Source organism: Streptococcus ruminicola (genome assembly GCF_011387195.1).
In the GTDB taxonomy this organism is placed as follows: domain Bacteria; phylum Bacillota; class Bacilli; order Lactobacillales; family Streptococcaceae; genus Streptococcus; species Streptococcus ruminicola.
In genome coordinates this window covers 1246312-1271402 of sequence record NZ_CP046919.1, presented here as the reverse complement: position 1 = coordinate 1271402, position 25091 = coordinate 1246312, and the positions used below count along the sequence as shown (strand labels likewise).

The window sequence follows — 25091 nt, the reverse complement described above, 5'->3', positions numbered from 1 at the left end:
ATGCTAGTCTTATCATATCTGGTTTTAACAACCTCTGCTAGCATCTGTCAAAAGATTAATTATCCCCCATATTATAGCACAATTACGAGAGACTGGCTAAAACTTTGTGAGGTTTTGCGCAAAGATTTGAAAAAAATCTGACTTTCAGAAAAATTTTTCACAGTCTTTCTAGCTTTTCAGCCACTAAAAAAACCGAGATAAAATCTCGGTTTTCTGTTATTTCATATTTTCAATATATTGATAAACACCTTGTCCAGCAATAGCGCCATCACCAACTGCTGTTGTGATTTGTCGAAGTTCTTTCTTACGCACGTCACCAACGGCAAAGATACCTGGAATAGCTGTCTTCATGTGGTCATCTGCGATAACCCAACCAGCTTCATCTGTAATACCAAGTCCTTCAACCATTTTTGAAACTGGGTCAACACCAACGTAGATGAAAATACCACCAAAATCATGTTCACTGATTTCACCAGTTTTAACATTTTCTACAACAACACCTGAAACCTTGATATCATTTCCTTTGATTTCTTTAACAACGGAATCCCAGATGAAATTGATTTTCTCGTTAGCAAAGGCACGGTCTTGCAAAATCTTTTGCGCGCGCAATTCATCGCGACGATGAATAATGGTTACTGATTTTGCAAATTGTGTTAAATAACCAGCTTCTTCAACAGCTGAGTCACCACCACCGACAACTAATAAATCTTGGTTACGGAAGAATGCTCCATCACAAACTGCACAGTATGACACCCCACGGCTTGTGTACTCTTCTTCACCAGCTACGCCAAGGGCACGGTTTTTAGCACCAGTCGCCAAAATAATTGTCTTAGCTTCATAAGTAGCATCTTCAGTGATGACGCGCTTAACATCGCCAGCATCTTCAATGCTTTTGACGATACCATAAATATTTTCCACACCAAATTTTTCAAGCGGTGCGTGCATTTTCATTGACAATTCTGGTCCAGAAATGTGATCGTAACCTGGGTAGTTTTCAATTTCTGATGTATTATTCATTTGCCCACCAGGAGCACCTTGTTCAATAATACCAACTTTAAGGTTAGCACGTGCGGCATAAAGACCAGCAGTCATCCCTGCAGGACCTGAACCAATAATTAATGTATCGTACATGGATTTTTTACCTCGTTTTATCGATTATTTTTCTATTCTATCAAGCTCATCTCTAAAACACAATTATTATGCTTTAAACATCAATAAAATGGCCATAAAAGCAAAAGAAAGAACTGGAATGACCATAATAGATATCATCAAAATATCATACAAAAAAGCTTGGCGTTCTTTGGCTGTTTTATCATATTTGCGTCTAGCTCGCCAAAAATTCCAAAAAACACCAACTAAAAAAACACTGATAATTGATAAAAGTAATCCCTGAATATAGAGACTAAAAATTTCTAAAAACATATTTCACCTTGCACTCGTATTCTATTTTGCTCTAAAAAAGCTGAAAAAAACTTTCAGCTCTTATTATATCAAATCTGTGTCTTTAAATATACGTTTTTGTATAATTTGCAAAGAATTCTTTAGTTCTTGCTTCTTTAGGATGTTTAAAAATCTCTTCTGGTCGACCAGCTTCAAGAATACGTCCCTTATCCAAAAAGAGAACTTTATCAGCCACTTGATAAACAAAATTCATATCATGGCTCACCAAAATCATGGTTTGTCCTGCTTTTGCAGCATCTGCAATTGATTTTTCCACTTCTCCAACCAACTCTGGATCAAGGGCAGAAGTGGGTTCATCTAAAAGAAGAACATCAGGTTTCATGGCAAGAGCTCGCGCTAAAGCCACGCGCTGCTTTTGCCCACCAGATAAATGCCTTGGGTAATGATTCTCACGATCAGACAACCCAACTTTAGCTAATTCTTCTTTAGCAATCTTAGTCGCCTCTACATCTGATAGTTTTTTGACAATCTTTAAGCCTTCTTTGACATTTTCAAGTGCGGTACGGCGTTCAAAAAGGTTAAATTGCTGAAAAACCATGGCCAGTTTTCGACGGAGTTCAAGCACTTCTTCTTTGGTGATGTTTTGAAAATCAACTTTGAAATCATCGATAGCAATGCTACCATAATCCGCTTGTTCCAAATAATTTAAGCTACGTAAAAATGTTGATTTTCCCGCTCCAGATGCCCCGACAAGAGCTAAAACTTCACCCTTTTTAATAGCCACATCTAAACCATCTAAAACCTTCTGACCAGAGAATGCTTTTGTTAATTTTGTAATCTTAATCATTAGCGAATGTCTCCTGTTATCGTATCTTGGCTTATTTTTGGAGTATCAATAGCCATTTTTTTCTCAATTAAACGCCCAATTTGTTCGATAATAATACTGATAATCCAGTAAACCAGAGCGACCGAAATATATCGTTCAAAGTAACGATAATCTGACCCACCCAAAATCTGCGCCTGCGCAAACATTTCAACAATTCCAGCATTAAAGGCTAGTGATGTTCCTTTAGTTAAGCCAATTAAACTATTAATCAAAGTTGGTGTGGCAATCACTGCAGAATTTGGAATAATCACACGGCGATAAACTTGAAACGAAGTCATTCCAAGACTACGCGCAGCTTCGATTTCACCAACATTTACAGCTTGAATGGCCGCACGAATGGTCTCGCTAGTGTAGGCAGCTTCATTAAAAGCAAAAGCTGTCACAGCAAAGACCGATGCAGGAATGGCATTAATATTCCAGTCAAATCCGTATTTTAGTTTAAGAAATTTTAAAAAGAGTGGAATGCCGTAATAAGTCAGCATCAACTGAACCAAAATCGGTGTTCCACGTAAAAAACTGACAAAAACAGCTTGAATAGGATACAAAACTTTAGGACGATTGATTTTCACAATAGCAAAGACTAATGCTAAAATCAAACCAAAGAAAGCACCTGCTAAAGTCAATCCAAGAGTTGTCGGCAAATGTCCCAGCAAATCAGGAATGGCATCAAAAACCGCACGCCAGCTAAAGAGCTGACCTTCAGGTATTTTTTCAACTAACTTAGCATACCAAGATAAGCCAGTTGTAAGTATTATAAAAGACATGAATACTCCTTCTTTTAAGATTTAACAGATGAGACAAAATCTCCACCAAAGTAAGTTTGACTTAATTCAGCTAATGTTCCATCTTCTTTTAGAGTTTTAAGGCGTTTATTAACGAATGCTTGCAGTTCTTTACCATCACTAGTATCAGCGAATAAAAGGTATTCTAGTCCGTCGTTTTCGCCACCAATTCCACCTTTAACATTAGTTACTGTTAAATTAAAGCCTTGGTCTTCAATCAAATAATTTGATGAAATGGCATCATAAAGAATAAAATCAATCGTTCCATTTTCAATGTGTTGAACACGTGTCGTTAAACCAGTTGAGCTTGCTGCATACTTGATTTTAATCGGTTCTTTATCTGGATTATCCTTGTTCCATTTTTCCAAAACTTGCGCGTAATTTGACCCTGAAATAACTTCCGTTTTTTTACCCGATAAATCATCTAAACTATCATAGCTTGTCCCCTCAGCACTCGTAATCGCATAATTTGAGTGTGAAATTGGATCTGAGAAAAGGTATTTTTGCGCACGTTCTTCATTGTAATTAAAATCATTTGCCGCAATTTGATAACGGTCTGCATCCACACCCGTCAAAATAGAATCAAAAGCTGTTGTCACAAACTCCACTTTGTATTCCTTTGAGTCCTTGAAAATAGCTTTTACCACATCGATATCATAATCTTTAAAGGCTTTATTTTCCTTATAAGTAAATGGTGCTGTGTCTGAATCAGTCGCTACTTTGATGACCTTTTTACCACCAGATTGCGTTTGAGTTGAGCAAGCTGAAAGCACCAAAGCAACTACCGCCAAAAAGGCTACTGTTAAAAGGTTTGTCTTTTTCATCTCTCTTCCTCTTTTCTAATCATCTTTGTTACAGTCTACCAAACTTAGAGGCGCCTGCCCAATATATATTTTCTATGACCTTGATAGAGAAAAACTATCATGAGATCGAGCTAAGTTCTTGACACAATAGTCTAATTTTTTTATTTGAGCCTAAAAAATAGCCTGAAACTTTTGTTTCAGACTACTTTTGATATTAGAAAGTTTGTTTTCTTGCTTTACGTTCAGCACGTCCTTTAGCACGGTTAGCGGCACGGCGTTCACGTTTGCGTTTTTCATCAACTTTCCATTGAATTTTTTTCTTGTATCCTGGTTTGATTTTTTTCTTTTTCTTCTTAACCAAACCAATCATTTCTGTATCAAGTTTTTGATATGATTTTTCACGATTAGCACGACGATCACGGTCATAGGTATCTTTGAACTCACCATTTTTAAGCATTTTCGGTACAAATTTAATGCCTAATTTTTCAAGTTCACGAATATCTGAATCATCACTTGGTTGGTACAAAGTAATCGCAATACCATTCAAACCATTACGTCCTGTACGTCCAACACGGTGAACAAAGAATGACAAATCTTGCGGAATCGCATCGTTGATAACGTGACTAACCCCTTCAATATCAATCCCACGCGCTGCCAAATCTGTTGCCACGATGTATTCGTAAGACAGTTTTTTGATTTGGTTCATCGTACGTTTACGTTCACGTGGTGGAATACCACCGTGGATTTTAGCAACTTTCAAACCATTTGATACAAGGTAGCTGTGCAATTCATCCGCACGTTCTTTGGTGTTCACAAAAATCATAGCAAGGTATGGGTTAAGAGCTTTTGTGATTTCTAAAATTTGAGCATTTTTATCACGCCCTTTAGTGGATACCAACCAGTTATCGATGGTATCTGCGATAACTGTTGTTGTCTTTATTTTTTCCATGACAGGATTTGTCAAATATTTCTTCAAGAACGGTTGCAATTTTTGTGGAATAGTTGCTGAGAAGACCAAAATTTGAACATCTTTTGGCAATGTGCTAGCAATCTTATCAACCGTATCAAGGAATCCCATATCAAGCGTCATATCAGCTTCATCAACGACAAAAGTGTGTGCCTTGTAGATTTCAAGGTCGCCAGATTTAACCAAATCATAAATACGACCAGGTGTTCCGATGACGATATGTGGTTGAGATGATTTTAATTTCTCAATTTGACGAAGTTTATCTGTCCCACCAACATAATTTGCTACACGGATTTCTGCTTCAGATTTATCCGCAATTTGTTTTGTAGCTTGATAGATTTGTGTTGCCAATTCACGGCTTGGTGCTGTGATAACAACTTGAACGTTGTCGCTTGTTTCATCCAATTTTTCAAAGATAGGTAGCAAGAAAGTGTGTGTTTTCCCTGAACCTGTTTTAGATTCACCTACCAAATCACGACCTGAACGTACAACAGGAATTAATTTTTGTTGCACTTCTGTCGGATTTTTGAATTTAAGCTCTGCGAGTGCCTCACGGATGTAGGGCTTAAAATTAAAATCGTTAAAAGACATGTTTTACCTCAATTTCTTATCTCATCAAGTGTTACTTGAAATTTCTCTATATCTGTTTATCGTTTCATCCCTAGCTAAGAGCTGCTAGGTGAATTTTTTCATTCCTTTCTATTATATCATTAAAAGGGGGATTAAAGCAAAGCACTATGCGCTTTAAGAAGTAAAAAAACGAGCTGAGAATATCTCAACTCGCTTTCACTATTATAAGACATAAAGGAAAATCAATGTGAGGATGCTTGCGATAGCTCCGACGCTCCACAAGAAAGCATCAACTTTCCATTCAGACCATTTTTCTGATTTTCCAGACAAACCACCAAGCTCCAAATGATGGTGGAATGGTGTCATACGGAAGATACGACGACCTTCACCATATTTTTTCTTAGTGTATTTAAAGTAAGATACTTGAAGCATTACTGAAGCTGTTTCAAAAACGTAAACAAATCCAATGATTAGCAATGTCCATTCTTGACGAAGGGCAATTGAAATTGCAGCAAGCATCGCACCCAGTGCCAAGCTTCCCACATCACCCATGAAGACCTTAGCTGGTTTGTGATTGAAAACAAAGAAACCAAACAAAGCACCAATCATAGTGACAATAATCAAAAGTACGTCAAATTGTTTTTGAACAACTGCGATAACACCGTAAGCTGCCAAACTAATAGCTACTGAAATTGAAGCCAAACCGTCAATCCCATCAGTCAAGTTAACCGCATTTGAAAATCCAACAATCCAGAAAAGAACAAAGGCAACATAAAGAACGCCAAGGTGTAAATCAAATCCAAAGACATTCAAATCATCTGTTCCACTTGGACGCACGTGAACAAAATAGAAAATCAAACCACCAATAATTTGCAAACTCATTTTTTGCCAAGGTGTCAAACCTTCATTGATTTGTTTAAAGATTTTCAAGAAATCATCAAGGAATCCAACAATTCCATAAATCAAAAGAACCATTAAAATTCCTACGGTTGCTCCCATTGAAGCACCAGCTTGTCTTTCAATAAAGAAACTAAAGACAAGACTAACAAGAATGGCAACTGTTAGAAAGACTGTCCCACCCATTGTTGGTGTTCCAGCTTTAGCCAAATGTTGTTTGACATCCTCGTGCATTTGTTGCCCACCAATTTTTTTCAATTGATAAATACGAATAAAATGCGGCATAGCAAATACTGTCAAGGCAAAGGCGACAATACCTGCAATTAAACTTAAAAACATTTTAGTTTAGTCTCCTAAAGTAATTTTAATTTTTTTGACTTTGTCAATATCTTTTCCGGTATCGACACTTTGCTTAGTGACTTTTGAACCAGAGCCTTTAATGGTTACTTTGATTCCAGTCCACTTCGCAAATTTTTCAACATTTTCTTTCGTCCAGCCATACATGTCTGGCATTGTTTTTAATTTTCCTGTCCAAAGTAGCACTTGTTCATTTTGTGAAAGGTTGCTACCGACTTTTTTAGACATTTTCTTAATTTTGCTACCTGATCCAACGACAACTGGTTGAACAAGATTATTACGAAGTTCCTGAGCGGTATCACCAGGTGCTTTTCCAATATAATCTTTCAATTGGTATTTGGTTTCTGTATCTGTACCAGTCACGGCTGTACTTGTCAAAGTATCCTTAATCATCATAGCACGTTCAAGAACAGGATTAACCACATCTTTCCAGAAAGAACGTTTGAAGGTTGTTGTTGGTTGTTGAAGGGTAACGTACATAATAAAGTCAGGATCATCTGATGGTACCATAGCAACAACTGAGTTGATGTAGTCATTATCACCAGTCAAATATCCTCCGCCCTCTTCAGCAGATGCGGCAATTTGGGCTGTACCAGATTTGACGGCAACAGAGTAATCACCGACTTGAATAACCGGTGCCCCTTCCGTGCTATCATACAAGGTACCAAATTGTGAATCTGTACCAACCGTTACCATGTAATCAAGTGTTTGATTAGCAGCATTTTCTGAGACAGGTTTACCAGAGATTTCAGCTGACGCTTTACGGGCTGTATTATTATTTGGGTCGTAAATTTGACTAATAAATTGTGGTTCAAGCATAACCCCTTTATTAGAAATCGCAGAAAAGGCACGAAGCATTTGAACTTGTGTCACACCAATACCTTGACCGAAAGCACTCATGGCAATGGTTACTTCATTGTCTGATGGTAACAAGCCACTACCTTCATTGACCATACCAAAACGTGTTGGGTAACCAAACTTAAACTTAGACAAGTAGTTTAGCCATTTGTCATTACCCATTTTTTGTTCAAGACTTGTCATAGCAACGTTACTTGACCAAGCAAACCCTTGAGCATATGTCATATATTGAACAGAAGTATTACCTTCATTGACGTTCCAGTCATTGATTTTTGTATCAGCAACTGTAATACCGTTGATTGTTGAAATCACTTCATTTGGCGTAAAAATACCATCATCGATAGCTGAGGCAAGTGTCATTACTTTTATGGTTGACCCTGGTTCATAATAGCTTTGATATAGAAGGGTATTCCATGTTTTTAGGTTATCTTCATTATAACCTTCCATTGTCTGTGCATTATAAGTTGGACGTTGTGTCGTTGCTAAGATTTCTCCTGTCTTAGCATTAACCACTGTCGCACTGGCATATTTACCTTGAGCATCATTTTGGAAAATATCCATTTGTGACTCAAGATAAGATTGCAATGGTTCAGAAAGTGTTGTGTAGACATCTTTTCCATCAACAGCACGTTTAACAGTCGTTTCCGTACCAAGTAACAAGTTACCATTTTTATCTTTTTGATAGGTTACTTTTCCGTCTGACCCTGATAGCACATCGTTTAATGAGGCTTCTAAACCTGATGTTCCGACAAGGCTTGATGTTTTACCATCTTTGTTTTCTTTTAATTGGGCAAGTCCTAAGAATTGCGAAGCAAAGACACCATTTGGATACATACGTCCAGGTGTTGATTCAAATCCAATTCCCTTAATTCCAGCGTCCTTCATAGCTGTTTCAATTTCTGATTTCTTACTGTATGATAAACCAGACCCTGAACTTCCGAATGACACTTGGAAAAGCCCACTTTGATTCAATTGTTTTAAGACTTCGTCTTTATCAATACCGATTTGGGCATTCAAAATCTCAGCAACTTTATCGTATTGAGATTTTTTAACGTAGAGTTTTTCACCAGTTGTTGACACATAAGATTTCGAAATAATAGCATAAACACTATAAGTTGTCGAATCCTCAGCCAGTGCAACACCATTACGGTCATAAATCGTACCACGTTTGGCTTGAACCGTCACTGTTTGTTGGTAAACATCTGAGGCTTCTTTAGATAAATTATGACCAAACTTGGTATCTGTTCCCACAATAATCGCGAAATTGATAATAAACACAAAGAAAAGGAAGACTGCCAAAATCATCAGATTTTGACCAACACGCTCGCGATTCTTATCGGGTGTGCGTCTGTCCTTTACCACATAGTCTAAAAAACGATTCATTAATTTTTTCATAGACTACTCCACCTGTTTAATATTATCCTGTTGGCTTGTTAAACCAGCATTTTTGGCAATTTGCTCAACACGGTCACGACTTGACAGTTCGTTAACCTCTTGTTTAGCATTGTCGTAATTTGTCTGTACTTCAGTAATCTGACTATTTAAATCAGTGATTTGCTGTTGTACTTGAAGATTACGGCTTTGAAGGTAAATAATACTAATCGCCATGGTAATAGCCGTTAAAATAATTGAACCATAAAAAGCTTTTTCAATGCGTGAAAATTTTCGAATACGACGTTTAAGAGCCTTAGCAATGGCTTCGTTACGATGTTTATCAGTCATTACTTACGAACCTTTCTAGCCACGCGCAATTTTGCTGAGTGTGAACGATTGTTGGCTTCTAACTCTTCTTGACTCGGTAAAATTGGTTTACGATTTACAAGAGCTAGTTTTGGCTGCATATCATCTGGAATAAAAGGTAAACCTTTTGGAACTTCCACTGTAGACGATTCTTTAAACAATTGTTTTGTCAAACGGTCTTCAAGCGAGTGGAAAGTAATTACGGAAATACGACCATCAACTGCTAATAAGTCAATCGCTTGTTGGATAGACTCATCTGCCGCTCCCAATTCATCGTTAACTTCGATACGAATGGCTTGGAAAATTTGCTTAGCAGGGTGCCCTTTTTTCTTAAGCTCTTTAGCCGGCTTAGCTGATTTGATGATTTCTGCCAACTCAGTCGTTGTTTCAATCGGCTTTTCTTGTCTAGCTTGTTCAATTTTGCGCGCAATTTGTTTTGAAAACTTATCTTCACCGTATTTGTAGAAAATACGAACCAAATCATGGTAATCGTAAGTATTCACCACATCATAAGCCGTTAAGTCTTGCTCACGGTTCATACGCATATCAAGCGGAGCATCCTTTTTATAAGAAAATCCACGCTCACGCTCATCTAGTTGCGGACTTGACACCCCAAGGTCATATAAAATACCATCAATCTCAGTTACTCCATGCATTGCTAAATTTGAAGCAAGATTGCGGAAGTTGTCCTTGATAAAAGTGACTTGTCCTTTTTCAATATAATCTTTTAATCGAATTTGTGCATTATCAATAGCCGTCTGGTCTTGGTCAAAAGCATAAAGGTGACCATTCGGGCCAAGCTTAGAGAGGAGATATTCACTGTGCCCTGCTCCTCCAAGCGTTGCATCTACATAGATTCCATCTGGCTTGATATCAAGCATATCAACGGTTTCATGTAGAAGTACTGTAATATGATGAAAGTCTTTTGTCATACCTTTCATTATAACACAAATAGAAAGATTCTTCCTTAAAAGATAGAGATAAAAAGAAAAACCAAGCATCTCGTGTTTAAGATACTTGGTACTTACTCATCTGAAAAATATTATTCTCTGATTTGTCCTTTACCGTTAATATAAAATTTTGTGCTTGTTAATGCCTCTAAGCCCATTGGACCACGCGCATGCATTTTTTGAGTAGAAATTCCAATTTCTGCTCCCAAGCCAAAGACAAATCCATCTGTAAATCGTGTTGAGGCATTCACATAAACTGCTGCTGCATCCACTTCATCTTGGAAACGTTCGGCGTGCTCGAGGTCTTTTGTCACAATCGCTTCAGAGTGATGCGTTGTGTAACGATTTACCCAATCAATGGCTTCATCAAGTGAAGAGACCACATTAACAGACATGATGTAATCATTGTATTCTGTTGCAAAGTCTTCCTCACTTGCTGCCTTTGCGTCTTTAAAAATAGCTAGCGCTTTATAGTCTGCACGGAATTCCACTGGATGAACCTTGTTAATAGCTTCTTCTAATTGAGGCAAGAACTGCTCTGCAATTTTTTCATGAACCACAAGACTCTCAGCTGCATTACAAACGCTTGGGCGCTGTGTTTTGGCATTGATGACAATCTTAGTCGCCATGTCCAAATCAGCTGTTTCATCAACGAAAATATGACAATTTCCAACTCCAGTTTCAATGACTGGAACTTTAGATTTTTCTTTAACCGTTTGAATCAAGCGTGCGCCACCACGTGGAATCAACACATCAACATAGTCGACAGCTTGCATTAATTCTTCAGCAACAGCGTGGCTAGTATCTTCGACTAATTGAACCACATTTTGGTCAATTCCTTCCTCAGCTAGAGCTTTTCTGATAACTGTTACAAGTGCTGTATTTGAATGAATAGCATCACGACCACCACGTAAAATAATGGCATTACTTGTTTTGAAAGCAAGGCTAAAAGCATCGACAGAGACATTTGGACGGCTTTCAAAAATCATAGCAATAACACCAAGTGCTACACGTTTTTGCACAATTTTAAGACCATCAAGATTGGTGTAGCCACGAACAACTTGACCAATTGGATCTTGAAGATCAGCTACTTGACGAACTCCTTCCACAATGCCTTCAATGCGTTTTGCATCAAGACGCAAACGGTCTACCATAACCGGTGAAATCCCATTTTCTTGCGCTTTTTCAACATCACGCACATTTTCTTGCAGGATAAAATCTGTTTCGTCTAACAAAGCCTTAGCAACTAGATTCAAGATTCGATTTTTCTCTGCTGTTCCAAGTTTTACTAGACTTTGAGAAGCGATTTTTGCATTTTTCCCTAGTTCATCAATATAGCCCATCTCAAGACCTCCTTAATTACTTAGATTGTGAAAACCATGTTCCGATATTAGCACCATCAAGGGCACGTAAAATATCGCGTGGATTAGCTCCATTCATCAAAATCATTTGACTATTATTGTCAAAAATCATTTGGGCACTCTTAATCTTGCTAAGCATGCCACCTGTACCAAATTTGCTACCAGCACCGCCAGCTGACTTAATGATTTCATCAGTGATTTCACTAACATGTTCACGAAGTTTAGCATCTTCATAAACATTTGGATTTTTATCATAAAGGCCATCAATATCTGACAACATGATTAGCAAATCAGCTTTAGTCACTTTAGCTACAATAGCTGACAAACGGTCATTGTCTCCGAATTTTGTGGCATGATCCATTTCATCAACACTGATAGCATCATTTTCATTAACGATTGGAACAATTCCCATTGAAAGAAGAGTTTCAAAAGCGTTGGTGAAGTTTGCCAAACTTTCTGGATACTCAATAACATCACGTGTAATCAAAAGCTGACTAACTTCTGTCTGATAGTGTGAAAAGATTTGCGAATAAAGGCTCATCATGGCCACCTGACCGACACTTGATACGGCCTGTTGTCGTGCAATTTCTGTTGGACGTTTATCCATATTAAGAACATTAAGTCCAAATCCCATGGCACCAGATGATACCAAGACAACTTCCATCCCTTTATTCATCAAACTAGAGATAACAAAGGCTAGCTGATCAATTTTTTCTAAATTTATTTTGCCATTTGGCATAACAAGGGAACTTGTCCCGATTTTTATAACAATGCGTTTTACTGATTCAAAATTACGTTTCATATGCTTATTATACACTAAAAAAACAGTCCTAGGAACTGTTTTTCTAAGGTTTTATCTAAGTATTTAGTCAACTTTAATTCACATCTTAATTTCAGGAGATTTTAGAAATTAATGTGAGATTTTCTTCCAAAATTTATGACTAATCAAGATTTGAGAAATAAGCGCTAAGACCAAAAGAACAATTGATAGCGTCATGTTAATCAGTAGAATTTGCTGTGTGATATTGCCAAGAATAACTAAACCTACTGCTAAGCCACCACCAAGAAGATAAGCTGCCATCATAATCGCAAAAGCAAGCCACTGACCTGAATGTCGATTAAAAAGTTGGGTCACATCTTGCCAAAGCAGATTCAGATTTCTATAGTCACGCCAGTACATTAATTGACCTTGGACAACAATCATTGCACACAAGCCTACCAAAAAGGCTAGCATCAAAAGTACATTTAACTGTAAGAAAACCAAGCCAACGACTAGGTAAACACAAGCAGGAACAAGAGCTTGAAGTCCTGCTAAAACCACAAACTTCTGAACAAGGAAAGCTTTAAAGTTAAGTGGTAAACTTCTCAAAAAGTTATAGTTCTCTTTTTCAAGTGAAATGCCGACACCTAGTAAAGTTGTTGGCATAGCACAAGTTGTTCCCAAAATGACTCCAACTAACAAAGCAATACCAAAATAATCCGTAGATACCTTGGCTAAAGTAAACCCATTAGTCAGCATTGGTGTTAGGAAAACAACCACATAAATCAAAGGCATCACATAAGTTTGCGTCAATAAGGTTGCATTTTGAAGCGTTGAAAGGTGATGATGAAGCATCATCTTTGTTAAAGAAGCTGAGCTCTTTGACGTTTTTTTCGTCTGCTTCTTAGTTTTAGCTTTTTTAGGACTAGCATACAAAGTACTTTGGTAATAATTTGGCATTGCCCATTTAACCAAACCAATCATTAAGCCTAAAAGAACGACTAAAGGTAAATAGAAGTTTAACAGTGCAGCCAAACTAAAAGGCGCATGAACCACATCATAAAAGCCTCTAAAATAAGGAATGATTGGACGATCAGGAATCGTCAAGCTGTCACTTCCTATATTTTTACTGTTGACGACATTCATATAAAGAATCGTTCCGACAGCGCCAATCGTCGAAAGAGACATCAAGACTGTTGAAATCAATTTACGATGATTGCTGCGAACAATCAACCCACCAACCAAGCTATTCACATAAAGTGCTAATACTGTCGAAGCTGTAAAGAGAATCCCAAAAACAATCACGGTAGCAATAATTGCCACAAATAACCCTGCCATTTGCCAATAAGCGATGAAAAATAATGATAACAAAGGCATCAAAAACGTCACGCCCATCCCAAAACTTGAAATCACTTTTGCTAAATATAGCTCACTGGATTTAATCGGTAAGTGAGCATAAAGCTTCACATCATCGCTTTCGTAAAAAATGCTATACATGGCTGAGAAAGCATTCAAGGTTGCCATGATAAAGAAAATCGCTGTGTAAAAAGAAAAGTAACCAGGATAATGCTTAAAATTAAGATTAGCATACATAAAAATGTAAATCACCGCAAAGAATAAACTTAAAAATATTTGCTGACGAATCACACTTTTATAAGTTGAAAAATTTTTTCTCGGATTCTTTTCTTGCTTACGTTTAACCGCCGTTACAGTTTGGGGATTTGAGTAAAGAATATTAATCTTAACGAGTTCCCTAACAGTTGACCAGTTCATACACTCACCCCTCTTCCACCTTGCGTCCAGCAAGTTCTAGGTAAATGCTTTCCAAATCTTTGTCAGGATAATTTGCTTTTAGCTCATCCAAAGAACCAACAAAAATCAATTTGCCTTCTTTTAAAATCCCAATACGGTCACACAATTGCTCTGCAACAGCCAAGACATGTGTTGAAAAAAGAACGGTATTGCCACCACGCGCATGCTCTTTCATCATCTCTTTCAAATCAAAAGAAGCTTGCGGGTCAAGACCAGTTAAAGGCTCATCCAAAATCCAAATATCAGGATTTGAAATCAAAGCTCCAATCACAATGACTTTTTGACGCATCCCATGTGAGAAACTTTCAATCAAATCATTAACATGCTCAGCAATATCAAATAAATGTGATAAGCGGTCAATACGTTCATCAACCTCTTTTTCAGCAACGCCGTAAATCTTTGCCAAGAAATGCCAATACTCACTAGCTGCCAAATTCAAGAATAAATCTGGTGAATCTGGAACATAACCAATACGTTTTTTAATGTCATCACGATGTTCTGATAAAGCCAAATCATCCACATAAATTTCACCATAAGTCGCATCAATGATTGACGTTAAAATGCTGATAGTCGTTGTTTTACCAGCACCATTATGACCAATCAAACCAAAAATTTCCCCATTTTCAATGGTTACATTTAAATCACTAAGTGCCTCCTTGTCTCCGTATAATTTTGAAACATGTTCAAAACGAATCATTTTTTCTTTCCTCCTAATCTCCTCAAAGTGGCTTTATCCACTTTGAAACTTCCTTTTTTTCATAATATTCTGCTGCCCACTTTTGAGTTAATTTTTTTAATTCCTCAACACCTCGTGGGAGTGTTAAATCAGTATGAGCACTGTAAAGATTCAAGTCACGGTCCAAATGCAAAGCGCATAAACCAGCATCTCTACTCTTAATCACTTCATTAGACGCCGACAGCAAAATTTTAGATAATTTCACGTCCTGTCTAACGACCATATCTTCATAAGCGACTTTAATAGCTGAATATAGCTTGCTACATCTTTCATCCATTAAATCTCCTCCTCTCCCAAATTAAATACATTTGTACTATTAAAATAAGACAAAATAACTTTTACAATATCTTACCCTTTCTTACACTATTTGTCAAATGATTATAAAAAAGCCCTTGCCAAAAGCAAGGACTTTTTATAATGATTTATTAAGGATTACAATGATTCGTAAAGGCTAACAGCGTTATCAACTGTGAATCCATATTCTTCAAAGATTTTAGCACCTGGTGCTGAAGCTCCCCAAGTATCGATTGTAAGAGTTTTACCTTGGAGACCGACATATTTGCCCCAACCAAAGCTTGAACCAGCTTCGATTGCCAAACGTTTTGTAACGTTAGCTGGAAGGATGCTTTCTTTATAAGCAGCATCTTGTTCGTCAAAGATATTTTGTGCTGGCATTGAAACCACGCGAACGTGAACACCTTTAGCTTCCAAAGCAGCTTGAGTGTCAAGAGCCAATTTCACTTCAGAACCTGTAGCGATAAGGATACCGTCAAGGTCACCTTTAGCTTCTGAAATAATGTAAGCACCTTTGTTCAAACCTTCTTCTGCCAATTCTTTTGTTCCTTCAAGAACAGGAAGATTTTGACGAGTTAAGATAAGCATTGTTGGACGAGTTGTTTCGGCAAGAGCACGTTTCCATGCAGCGTTTGTTTCATTACCATCGGCTGGGCGGATAACGTTAAGGTTAGGCATAGAACGAACGCTAGCTAATTGTTCAATTGGTTCGTGAGTTGGACCATCTTCACCAACAGCGATTGAATCGTGTGTCATAACATAAACAGTTGGTAATTGTTGAAGGGCAGCCATACGAACAGCTGGAAGAAGGTAGTTTGAGAATACGAAGAATGTACCACCGTAAACACGAGTACCACCATGAAGAGCGATACCGTTCATTGCAGCAGCCATAGCGAATTCACGAACACCAAACCAGATGTTACGACCAAGGTAGTTATCTGGTTGGAAATCAGATTCTACTTTGACCATTGTATTATTTGATGCAGAAAGGTCAGCTGAACCACCCCAGAATGATGGGACTTGAGCTGAGATTTGTTGGATAGCTTGTTGACTTGATGAACGGCTAGCAAGGCTAGTTCCAAGTTCGAAGTCGTCAAGTTTCACGTCAACTGGTTTGTTAGCAAATGCAGCTTTGTATTCAGCAGCTAATTCTGGGTAAGCAGCTTCGTATTCACGGAATTTAGTTTCCCATGCGTTTTCAGCAGCTTCACCACGGAATTTGATACCAACTTCAAAGCGTTTAGCAACTTCTTCTGGTACTGTGAATTCTGGATATTCCCAACCGTAAGATTTTTTAGCATAAGCAATTCCATCAACACCAAGAGGGGCACCGTGAACAGCTGATGTACCTTGTTTTTCAGCACCGAAGCCAATGATTGTTTTCACTTCGATGATAGATGGTTTTTCTGTTTCAGCTTTAGCTTCTTCGATAGCTTTAGCAATAGCTTCAAGGTCGTTACCATCTTTAACCAAGATATGTTGCCAACCGTAAGCTTCGAATTTACCTTTAATATCTTCTGTAAAGGCTTTTGATGTTGGACCATCAAGTGAGATGTCATTTGAATCGTAAAGAAGGACTAATTTACCAAGTTTTAAGTGACCTGCAAGACTAGCAGCTTCTTGGCTGACACCTTCCATCAAACAACCATCACCATGCAAAGCATAAGTGTAGTGGTCTACAATATCAAAGCCTGGTTTGTTAAATTTAGCAGCTAAGTGAGCTTCTGCCATTGCCATACCAACAGCGTTAGCGATACCTTGACCAAGTGGTCCTGTAGTTGCTTCTACACCATCAGTATGGTTAACTTCTGGGTGACCTGGTGTTTTTGAACCCCATTGACGGAAGTTCTTCAAGTCATCGATTGTTACATCGTAGCCTGATAAGTGAAGTAGGCTATACAAAAGAGCAGAACCGTGACCTGCAGACAATACGAAACGGTCGCGGTTAGACCAAGAACGACTTGTCTTTGGATTAACATTCATTACATGATTCCAAAGAACGTAAGCCATAGGTGCAGCTCCCATTGGAAGACCTGGGTGACCTGAATTGGCTGCCTGAATGGCATCAATTGAGAGCGTACGGACAGTGTTTACTGCCAACTGATCAATAGCATCAAATGTCATGAGTGAAACCTTTCTGTTTTTAAGGACTTAAAGTATTATTGTTCGGATTCTATTATATCATAAAAAACTTGACTTTTTAAATTAAATTGTTATTTGCTTTCTTGTAAGCAGTTTCTAAAAAAGCCCAGCTAAACATAGCTGAGCGATTTTCTTATGAATTTGGATCGTCAAGGCTACGACCGTGCAAACCACGTTCACGTTGCAATTGACGAAGTTTTTCTGGTGTCACATCATTTCCATCTTCATCGACGATTTTAATACCAGCGATGTGGTGAAGAAGTGAATGACGGTAACCTTCAATATACTCTTTACGCAATTTAGCTTGTTCAACTTTTTCTGGACCAGTCAAACCAACTGTTTTTTTCTTGCGTGCAAGTTCATTAATACGTTGAATCTTTTTTTCATTCATGAGTAAGACTCACCTAACGTCTAAATTATGTTTAAACGTTATTTCCTTTCTATAATTTACCAAAACCTCTAAACTAAGAAGTCTGATATACGCCAGAAATCTACTCAAAGAGTAGATTTCTTAAGCTTATTTGGTATTCAATTTGTTAAATGCGGCAACGCTGCTTGCTTTTGCTGTCAATTCAGCAAGAATAGCTAAGCGGTTATTTTTAACAGCTTCATTATCTACCATAACCATTGTATTGTCAAAGAATTTGTCAATAACTGAACTTAGTGCAAATAATTGTGCCAATTTATCGCTAGCAGAGCCAGCCAAGTTTAAGTCTGCTGCAGCTTGTGCCAAAGCTTTTTCTTCGTCATTTTCAAACAAGCTTGCATCAACTGCTACACCTGCTTGTGCTTTTTCAGCAAGATTGAAGACACGTGAAAGGCTTTCAACAGCGGCTTTGTAACCTTCTGCTTTGCTTGCTTCAACAAGAGCGTCAGCAGCTTCAAGCATTTCAGCCACAACAAAGTTTGAACCAGCAAGAACAGCTTCTTTAATGTCTTTAGAAACTGATTTGTTCATCATTTTTTCAACACGCGCACGGATGAAGTCCATAACTTCTGCTTTGTGTTCGTATGTCAAGCTATCAAATTCCAAAGCGTAAAGGTTGTCAACCAATTCATCCATTGGAATTTTCAAACCAAAGGCATCCATGATACGAACCACACCAGCTGTCGCACGACGAAGAGCGTATGGGTCGTTTGAGCCTGATGGAATCAAACCAACTGAGAAGAATGACAAGATTGTATCCAATTTATCAGCAAGTGCCAAAAGTGCACCAACTTTAGTTTCTGGAAGGTCACCATCAGCTGAGTTTGGAAGGTAGTGTTCACGAATAGCTGCTGCTACTGCGGCATCCTCACCAGCAAGAAGGGCATATTTTTCACCCATAATACCTTGCAATTCGTCAAATTCACCAACCATACCTGTCAATAGGTCAAATTTGTAGATTTCGGCAGCTCGTGCAAGTGCTTTGCTTTCTTCAGCAGAAGCGCCAGCTTTTTCAGCAAGGTAAGCAGCAATCACTTTGCTACGTTTCATGTGTTCTGAAAGTGAACCAATTTTTTCGTGGAATGTTACGTTATCAAGTTTAGCGACAAGGTCAGCGATGTTAAGTTTTTGGTCTTCACGCCAGAAGAATTCTCCATCTTCCAAACGAGCAACAAGAACTTTTTCATTACCTTTAATGACGTTTTCGATGTGTTTTTCGTTACCGTTACGAACTGAGATGAAGTTTGGCATCAAGTTGCCATCAAGGTCACGAACAACGAAGTAACGTTGGTGGTTTTTCATTGAAGTAACGAGCACTTCTTCTGGAACTTCAAGATATTTAGTATCGAAGCTACCCATGAAAGCAGTTGGGTATTCAACCAAGTTAAGCACTTCGTTAAGCAATTCATCATCGATTTCAACACGAACGTTTTCAGCTTTTTCGATAGCTTTGATTTGGTTAACAATCATTTCTTGACGTTCTTTAGCATCTGCGATAACAAAGACTTTACGCAAATCTTCTTCGTATGAATCAGCAGTTGCGATTTCTGTTTCGTGACCAAGGAAACGGTGACCACGGCTCACGCGACCTGAGTGGATATCCAAGAAGTCAAGGTCAAGAGCTTCGTCATCAAGAAGTACAGTCAATGTGTGAACTGGGCGAATGTATTCAAATGTATTGTTTGCCCAGTGCATGTTTACTGGGAAAGTCATTGCTGACAAGATTTCTGGAATGTCTACAAGAACTTCTTTAGCAGCTTTTCCTGCTTCATGTTTTGTAACGTAAACATACTCTTCACCTTTGACTTCGCGGAATTCGATATCATCAGTTGTCAAACCTTTACCACGAACAAAACCTTGAGCAGCTTTTGTAAAGTTACCATCAGCATCCAAAGCGATTTTTTTAGAAGGACCTTTGAAATCTTCTGTCAAATCAGTTTGAGCATCAGCAAGACCAAGAACACGTACAGCCAAACGACGTGGAGTTGAGAAAGTTTGAATGCCTTCAAAAGCCAAACGTTTTTCTTTCAAAAATGCTGCCATGCGGTCGCCAAGTTGTTTTTCACTTGGAGTAACAACATAAGCTGGTAATTCTTCTAAACCAAGTTCTACAAGTAAATTTTTAGCCATTATTCAGCATCCTCCTTCAAAAGTTTTTCACGTGTTGCTTCATCAAGTAATGGGTAACCAAGGCGTTTACGTTCAGCAACAAATGTTTTAGCAACGACACGAGCCAAGTTACGGATACGAGCGATGTAACCAGCACGTTCTGTTACAGAAACAGCACCACGCGCATCAAGCAAGTTGAATGTGTGTGAACATTTCAAAACGTAGTCGTAAGCTGGGTGAACCAAGTTTTCTTCCAAGCAACGTTTTGCTTCTGTTTCAAATTTTTCAAAGTTTTCAAGAAGCATATCTTGGTTAGAAATTTCAAATGAGTATTTTGAGTGTTCAAATTCTGGTTGAAGGAAGATTTCACCGTATTTTACACCTGGAGCCCATTCGATATCATAAACTGAATCCACTTCTTGGATGTATGATGCCAAACGTTCAAGACCGTAAGTAACTTCTGAAGTTACAGGACCAGTTTGCAAACCACCAACTTGTTGGAAGTAAGTAAATTGAGTGATTTCCATACCGTCAAGCCAAACTTCCCAACCAAGACCAGCTGAACCAGTTGATGGGTTTTCCCAGTTATCTTCAACGAAACGAATATCGTGTTCCAAAGTGTTGATTCCCAAACGTTCCAATGACTCAAGGTAAAGTTCTTGAATGTTTGATGGAGATGGTTTCATAACAACTTGGAATTGGTGGTGTTGGTAAAGACGGTTAGGGTTTTCACCATAACGACCATCTGCTGGACGACGTGATGGTTCTACGTAAGCTGCATTCCATGGTTCTGGACCGATGGCACGAAGGAATGTGTAAGGGCTCATTGTACCAGCACCTTTTTCATTATCGTAAGCTTGCATTAACATACAACCTTGGTCATTCCAAAATTGTTGCAAAGTCAAAATAATTTCTTGGAAAGTCAATTTTTTAGACATACATCTACTCCTTATTTTGTTAACTTAGTTTGGCGAAGTATCATCTGGAAGTCAGCCGTTTCCATAATAAAAGAACCGCCAACACACCCATATGATACCTCATAAGGGGCGTTAAAACGCGGTTCCACCCTATTTTATTACTTCATTTATCTGATTTTAACTTAGCCTAGCTAAGCGAAAGCGCCAGCGACTCATTTTAGTTTCATCCGACTTCCACCACCTCGGACTCGCTAAGAAACACCATGAGGCCCTCTCTCTTCACCAGCTATTTTAGCACAAATGTAATTGGGTGTCTAGTAAATATCAAAAAAGCTGAATCTACTACTGTAAATTCAACTTTTAGTCTATTACGCTTTCCAGGCTTCTTGTCCGCCAAGATAAGTTGCCCGTAAATCAAGATCCTTATCTAAGACAATGAAGTCTGCCAAACGACCTTTTTTGATTTGACCGCATTTATCGTCAATGCCAACTGAGATTGCTGCTGTGAGACTTGCCATGCTAATAGCTTGCGCTTTTGAAGCAATTCCCCAATTAACCACATTTTTAACGGCATCTTTCAACTGAAGAATTGAACCAGCAAGAGCTCCATTTGATTTCAAGCGTGCTGTTCCCTTTTCAACAGTCACAGGAAATTCACCAAGCATGTAGTCACCATCTTTAAGACCACCAGCACTCATACAATCTGTAATCAAAACCACGTGTTCATGATCTTTTTGGTGCATCAAAATGTCACAAGCTGATGGATGAACATGATGTCCGTCACAAATCAATTCAGCATAAGTATTTGGCATTTCATAAACAGCACCTACCATACCAGGTTCACGGTGATTAAGTCCGCGCATACCATTATAGGCATGCACCCAGACAGAAGCTCCTGCTTCCACTGCTTTTGCGGCTTGATTATATGTCGCATCAGAGTGTCCAAGAGCCACAATCACATTTTTATCATTTGCATAATTGATAAAGTCTTCAACTTCATCTCGTTCAGGTGCTAAAGCAATTTTTTTCAAGAGTCCTTTTGAACTTTCCAACCATTGATCAAGTTCAGCAGTTGAAGGATTTTTCATATAAGATGGATTTTGAGCACCTTTGTATTTTTCAGTAAAATAAGGTCCCTCAAAGAAAAGTCCTTGAATGCGTGCTCCCTTTTCTTGACCTGCGACATCTGCTGCTGTGCGACAAATATCGTCAAGAGTATCAAATGAAGCTGTCAAGGCTGTCGGTAAGAAACTTGTCACACCAGCACCCAAAAGGGCTTCACTCATAGTCTTAAAAGCTTCTTGGGTGTTATCCATCACATCAACACCAGCAAAGCCATGAATGTGTGTATCAACTAAACCAGGTGCCACACTAAAACCTGAATAATCTATAATTTCTGCGCCATGTGGTGCTTCTTCTTGCCAATCACCGAAACGACCATTTTCAATAGCAAGGTAACCCGCACCTTTTACATGGTAAGGATAGTAAAATTCATCTGCTTTGATATATTTTGTCATTTGAATCGCCTCCATGCTTATATTATAAAATAAAAGCGCTTTTTTGTAAATGGTATATACCAAAATTAGACCAATTTTTCTTAACGGACTTTCTATTGATTACGGATAATAACTTTTCCTTTAGCCGTAGCATCATCCATTATCAGCTCATCAAGATTAGAAACTGTAATCACTCCGCTTAAAGGATTTTTGATACTAATCATTGCTGTTGTAATGCTGGCTGTAACCTCTGATTTTTCAAAAGCTAAATCTGCATCAAGCATTTTACAATTAATCAAGGTTAGATTTTTACAGTAGCAAAAAGGTTGCGTTCCAATGATAGTACAATTTTCAAAGGTCACATTTTCGCTATACCAAGCGAGATATTCACCCTTAATAATACTGTTTTTAATAACAACATTTTTAGCATGCCAAAAAGCATCTTTCGTATTAAACTCGCAATCCTCAAAAACGGAATCCGTAATGTACTGAAAAGAATATTTTCCGTTCAAAGTCACCTGATGAAAATGAAGTCTCTCTGAATGCAACATAAAATATTCACTAGTAACAACAGTATCCGTCATTGCAATATCTTTCACTGACCAACCAAATTCAGGTGAGATAATCTCACTGTCTGAAATGGCAACATTTGAACATTCGCGTAAAGCTTTAATCCCATGTAATTTTGAATGGCTAATCCTAATATCATCTGAATACCAGAGGGCAGCTCTGCAATTTTCCGTCATTTCTGAGTCAGTTATCACCAAATCTTTGTCGTGCCAAAATGGATAGCGTAAATTAAAATAAGAGTCTCTTACTTCGATATTCTTACTTTCTTTTAAGGCACTTTCGCCATCAGCAGCCCCAGTAAATTGACAAGTATCCCCCAAAATATCAGAGCTAGCATATAAAGCTCGCTCCTCGTCGTAAGTCTGATTCTTAATAATTGTTTTCAAATCAATCTCCTTATCATCTCTTGATAGCACCATCCTACACCTTAGACTAAACTCCAAGTCAAGAACTTTTCTAGTAAAAATGAAAAAAAAACACCTTCAAACCCAAAAAGGTTCAAAGGTATTAAATGTATGATTAAATTTGATTTTCAAGTACTTTTTCAACCAAGTTAAGTGCGTGATCTGTGATACGTGTACATGGTGTAATCAAATCGATGAAGTTAACCCCTGCAAGTGGTGTACACTCACCGTTGTTCATGCGTTTGATGTGATTCTTACGGATGCGACGTTCCAAATGAGCGATATCTTTGTGACGATCTACCAACTCATTTGCTAATGGCAGATCGTTATCAATAACAACTTTCAATGAATCCAAAATCATACGATGTGTTTCATGGTAAAGTTGATCGATTTCTTGAACAGCAACTGGAGAGAAAGTAATATCTTTTGAAATATTATGCTCCATCAAATGCACCAAGCTGATACTGTGGTCACCGATACGTTCCAAATCACGTGATGAATCTAAGATACTTGATAAAATTTCACTTTCGTGTTGATTCAATTGTTCACTTGAAAGGTCAATCAAATATTTAGTCAATTCTTCATCGACATTATTGATAGTATCTTCAAATTTTTGTGTCTTATCAGCGTATTTTTCATTACATGTTTCAACAAACAAGAATGCTGCTTCAAAGGCTTGTGTGGCAAAAGCCCCCAAGTGAATCAATTGTTTTTTAGCATTACCAAGGGCAATAGCTGGCGCTTGTTTTAGAATAATCTTATCAAGGTAAATAGCTTTGTATTTAGCAGCTTCATCTTCACCAGGAATTAATTTTGTCACAACAAATGCCAAGGTTCCAATGAATGGGAAGAGCAAGATGGTATTTGTAATGTTAAAGGTTCCGTGGGCAAAGGCAACCGTCATGGCTGGCGTCAATTTGAAATGAACTTCCATCCATTGCATCAAGCTAGTAAATGGCACCAATAGAATCATAAAGAGCACTGTTCCGACAACGTTGAAGAGAACGTGAGCACCAGCCACACGTTTGGCTGCAATATTTGAACCAATCGCTGCTAGCACGGCTGTGATACAAGTACCGATATTACTTCCTAAAAGAATAGGAATTGAGCCTTGAAGGTCAAGTAAATGACCTGCATATAACCCTTGCAAAATACCAATAATGGCAGCTGATGATTGGATAAGCATGGTCAAGCCAGTCCCAATCAAAACACCCATAATCGGTTTGTCACCTAAGGTTGCTAAATAATCCTGAAAGGCTGGAACAGTTTTTAATGGTCCCATAGCGTCACCCATGATGTTAAGTGAGAAGAAAATTCCTCCGACACCAAAGATGATACGTCCGATATTATTCAAACGTCGGTTTGACGTGAAGAATAACAAAGCGGCACCAATAAAAATCATTGGGAGTGCATAGTCACCCAAATTAAAACCAATCAGAAAGGACGTTACAGTCGTCCCGATATTGGCTCCCATGACAATACCAATCGCTTGTCGCAAGGTTAAAAGGCCTGCTGACACAAGACCAACAGTGATAACTGTTACCCCTGAACTTGATTGGATTAGAGCTGACATGGCTAAACCAACAAGAATTCCTAAGAAAGGATTACTCGTATATTTGTCGATATAAAAACGAAGTCTGTCTCCTGCAGCCTGTTGTAGACCGTCTCCCATATATTTAATACTGAAGAGAAAGAGTCCTAGACCTCCAAAAAAACCAAAAGCAATTTCTTGCCAATTTACTGACACAGTCTTATCCTCAAATATTATAATTTTACCGGAAAAACCCGATACTTCCATTTTAATGTATTCAAAGAAAACAAACAAGTGTTTTTTAAGCTTTTTCTAAATTGA

At 38.1% G+C, this 25091-nt stretch carries 22 protein-coding genes; all 22 read right to left on the bottom strand.

Translation table 11 applies throughout. From position 1 onward, the window contains the following. Positions 1-216 precede the first annotated feature (216 nt). On the bottom strand, positions 217-1131 hold the full coding sequence (gene trxB, locus GPZ88_RS06575; protein WP_039695905.1) for a thioredoxin-disulfide reductase: 915 nt from the start codon (positions 1129-1131) through the stop codon (positions 217-219). 66 nt (positions 1132-1197) lie between these two features. After that, a complete protein-coding gene (locus tag GPZ88_RS06570; RefSeq protein ID WP_039695906.1) occupies positions 1198-1422 on the bottom strand; it encodes a DUF4059 family protein in 225 nt (74 codons plus the stop codon). Positions 1423-1504: 82 nt separating this feature from the next. After that, positions 1505-2248, bottom strand: a complete 744-nt coding sequence (locus GPZ88_RS06565; RefSeq protein WP_166043773.1) for an amino acid ABC transporter ATP-binding protein — start codon at positions 2246-2248, stop codon at positions 1505-1507. Beyond that, positions 2248-3051, bottom strand: a complete 804-nt coding sequence (locus tag GPZ88_RS06560) for an amino acid ABC transporter permease (protein ID WP_166043771.1) — start codon at positions 3049-3051, stop codon at positions 2248-2250. The genes GPZ88_RS06565 and GPZ88_RS06560 overlap by 1 nt, the downstream gene beginning before the upstream one ends. 14 nt (positions 3052-3065) lie before the next feature. Continuing rightward, a complete protein-coding gene (locus GPZ88_RS06555; RefSeq protein ID WP_166043769.1) occupies positions 3066-3893 on the bottom strand; it encodes a transporter substrate-binding domain-containing protein in 828 nt (275 codons plus the stop codon). A gap of 193 nt (positions 3894-4086) precedes the next feature. Beyond that, positions 4087-5430 (bottom strand): DEAD/DEAH box helicase, encoded by a 1344-nt coding sequence (locus GPZ88_RS06550; RefSeq protein ID WP_166043767.1) that lies wholly within the window; start codon positions 5428-5430, stop codon positions 4087-4089. Between the two features lie 201 nt (positions 5431-5631). After that, complete coding sequence (gene mraY / locus GPZ88_RS06545; protein ID WP_074603656.1) at positions 5632-6645, bottom strand: phospho-N-acetylmuramoyl-pentapeptide-transferase; 1014 nt, start codon at positions 6643-6645, stop codon at positions 5632-5634. Between the two features lie 6 nt (positions 6646-6651). After that, positions 6652-8916, bottom strand: coding sequence for a penicillin-binding protein PBP2X (gene pbp2x / locus GPZ88_RS06540; RefSeq protein ID WP_166043765.1), 2265 nt, complete (start codon positions 8914-8916; stop codon positions 6652-6654). A 3-nt stretch (positions 8917-8919) separates the two neighbouring features. Beyond that, complete coding sequence (gene ftsL / locus GPZ88_RS06535; protein ID WP_039695913.1) at positions 8920-9243, bottom strand: cell division protein FtsL; 324 nt, start codon at positions 9241-9243, stop codon at positions 8920-8922. Further along, entirely contained in the window at positions 9243-10193 is a 951-nt protein-coding gene (gene rsmH, locus GPZ88_RS06530; protein ID WP_338104099.1) for a 16S rRNA (cytosine(1402)-N(4))-methyltransferase RsmH, read from the bottom strand. The genes ftsL and rsmH overlap by 1 nt, the downstream gene beginning before the upstream one ends. Positions 10194-10303: 110 nt before the next feature. Beyond that, positions 10304-11554: a glutamate-5-semialdehyde dehydrogenase gene (locus tag GPZ88_RS06525; RefSeq protein WP_039695914.1), complete on the bottom strand. Its 1251-nt coding sequence runs from the start codon at positions 11552-11554 to the stop codon at positions 10304-10306. Positions 11555-11570: 16 nt separating this feature from the next. Beyond that, positions 11571-12374 carry a glutamate 5-kinase gene (proB, locus tag GPZ88_RS06520; protein WP_039695915.1) on the bottom strand — a complete coding sequence of 268 codons (804 nt, stop codon included), beginning with the start codon at positions 12372-12374 and terminating at the stop codon, positions 11571-11573. A 108-nt stretch (positions 12375-12482) separates the two neighbouring features. Beyond that, positions 12483-14105 carry an ABC transporter permease gene (locus GPZ88_RS06515; protein WP_166043762.1) on the bottom strand — a complete coding sequence of 541 codons (1623 nt, stop codon included), beginning with the start codon at positions 14103-14105 and terminating at the stop codon, positions 12483-12485. Between the two features lie 4 nt (positions 14106-14109). Further along, positions 14110-14841 carry an ABC transporter ATP-binding protein gene (locus GPZ88_RS06510; RefSeq protein WP_166043760.1) on the bottom strand — a complete coding sequence of 244 codons (732 nt, stop codon included), beginning with the start codon at positions 14839-14841 and terminating at the stop codon, positions 14110-14112. A 22-nt stretch (positions 14842-14863) separates the two neighbouring features. After that, positions 14864-15157, bottom strand: coding sequence for a bacteriocin immunity protein (locus GPZ88_RS06505; protein WP_039695918.1), 294 nt, complete (start codon positions 15155-15157; stop codon positions 14864-14866). A gap of 155 nt (positions 15158-15312) precedes the next feature. Next, positions 15313-17298 (bottom strand): transketolase, encoded by a 1986-nt coding sequence (tkt, locus tag GPZ88_RS06500; protein ID WP_166043758.1) that lies wholly within the window; start codon positions 17296-17298, stop codon positions 15313-15315. Between the two features lie 151 nt (positions 17299-17449). Next, complete coding sequence (locus GPZ88_RS06495; RefSeq protein ID WP_039695920.1) at positions 17450-17707, bottom strand: DUF896 family protein; 258 nt, start codon at positions 17705-17707, stop codon at positions 17450-17452. A 126-nt stretch (positions 17708-17833) separates the two neighbouring features. Further along, a complete protein-coding gene (gene glyS, locus GPZ88_RS06490) occupies positions 17834-19873 on the bottom strand; it encodes a glycine--tRNA ligase subunit beta (RefSeq protein WP_166043756.1) in 2040 nt (679 codons plus the stop codon). Then, positions 19873-20790, bottom strand: a complete 918-nt coding sequence (glyQ, locus tag GPZ88_RS06485; protein WP_006531137.1) for a glycine--tRNA ligase subunit alpha — start codon at positions 20788-20790, stop codon at positions 19873-19875. Before glyQ ends, glyS begins: the two co-directional genes overlap by 1 nt. Positions 20791-21137: 347 nt before the next feature. Beyond that, positions 21138-22286 (bottom strand): N-acetylglucosamine-6-phosphate deacetylase, encoded by a 1149-nt coding sequence (nagA, locus tag GPZ88_RS06480; RefSeq protein WP_166043754.1) that lies wholly within the window; start codon positions 22284-22286, stop codon positions 21138-21140. A gap of 92 nt (positions 22287-22378) precedes the next feature. After that, positions 22379-23221 carry a DUF3737 family protein gene (locus GPZ88_RS06475; RefSeq protein WP_206282128.1) on the bottom strand — a complete coding sequence of 281 codons (843 nt, stop codon included), beginning with the start codon at positions 23219-23221 and terminating at the stop codon, positions 22379-22381. 133 nt (positions 23222-23354) lie between these two features. Continuing rightward, on the bottom strand, positions 23355-24986 hold the full coding sequence (locus GPZ88_RS06470; protein WP_074565110.1) for a Na/Pi cotransporter family protein: 1632 nt from the start codon (positions 24984-24986) through the stop codon (positions 23355-23357). Positions 24987-25091 lie beyond the last annotated feature (105 nt).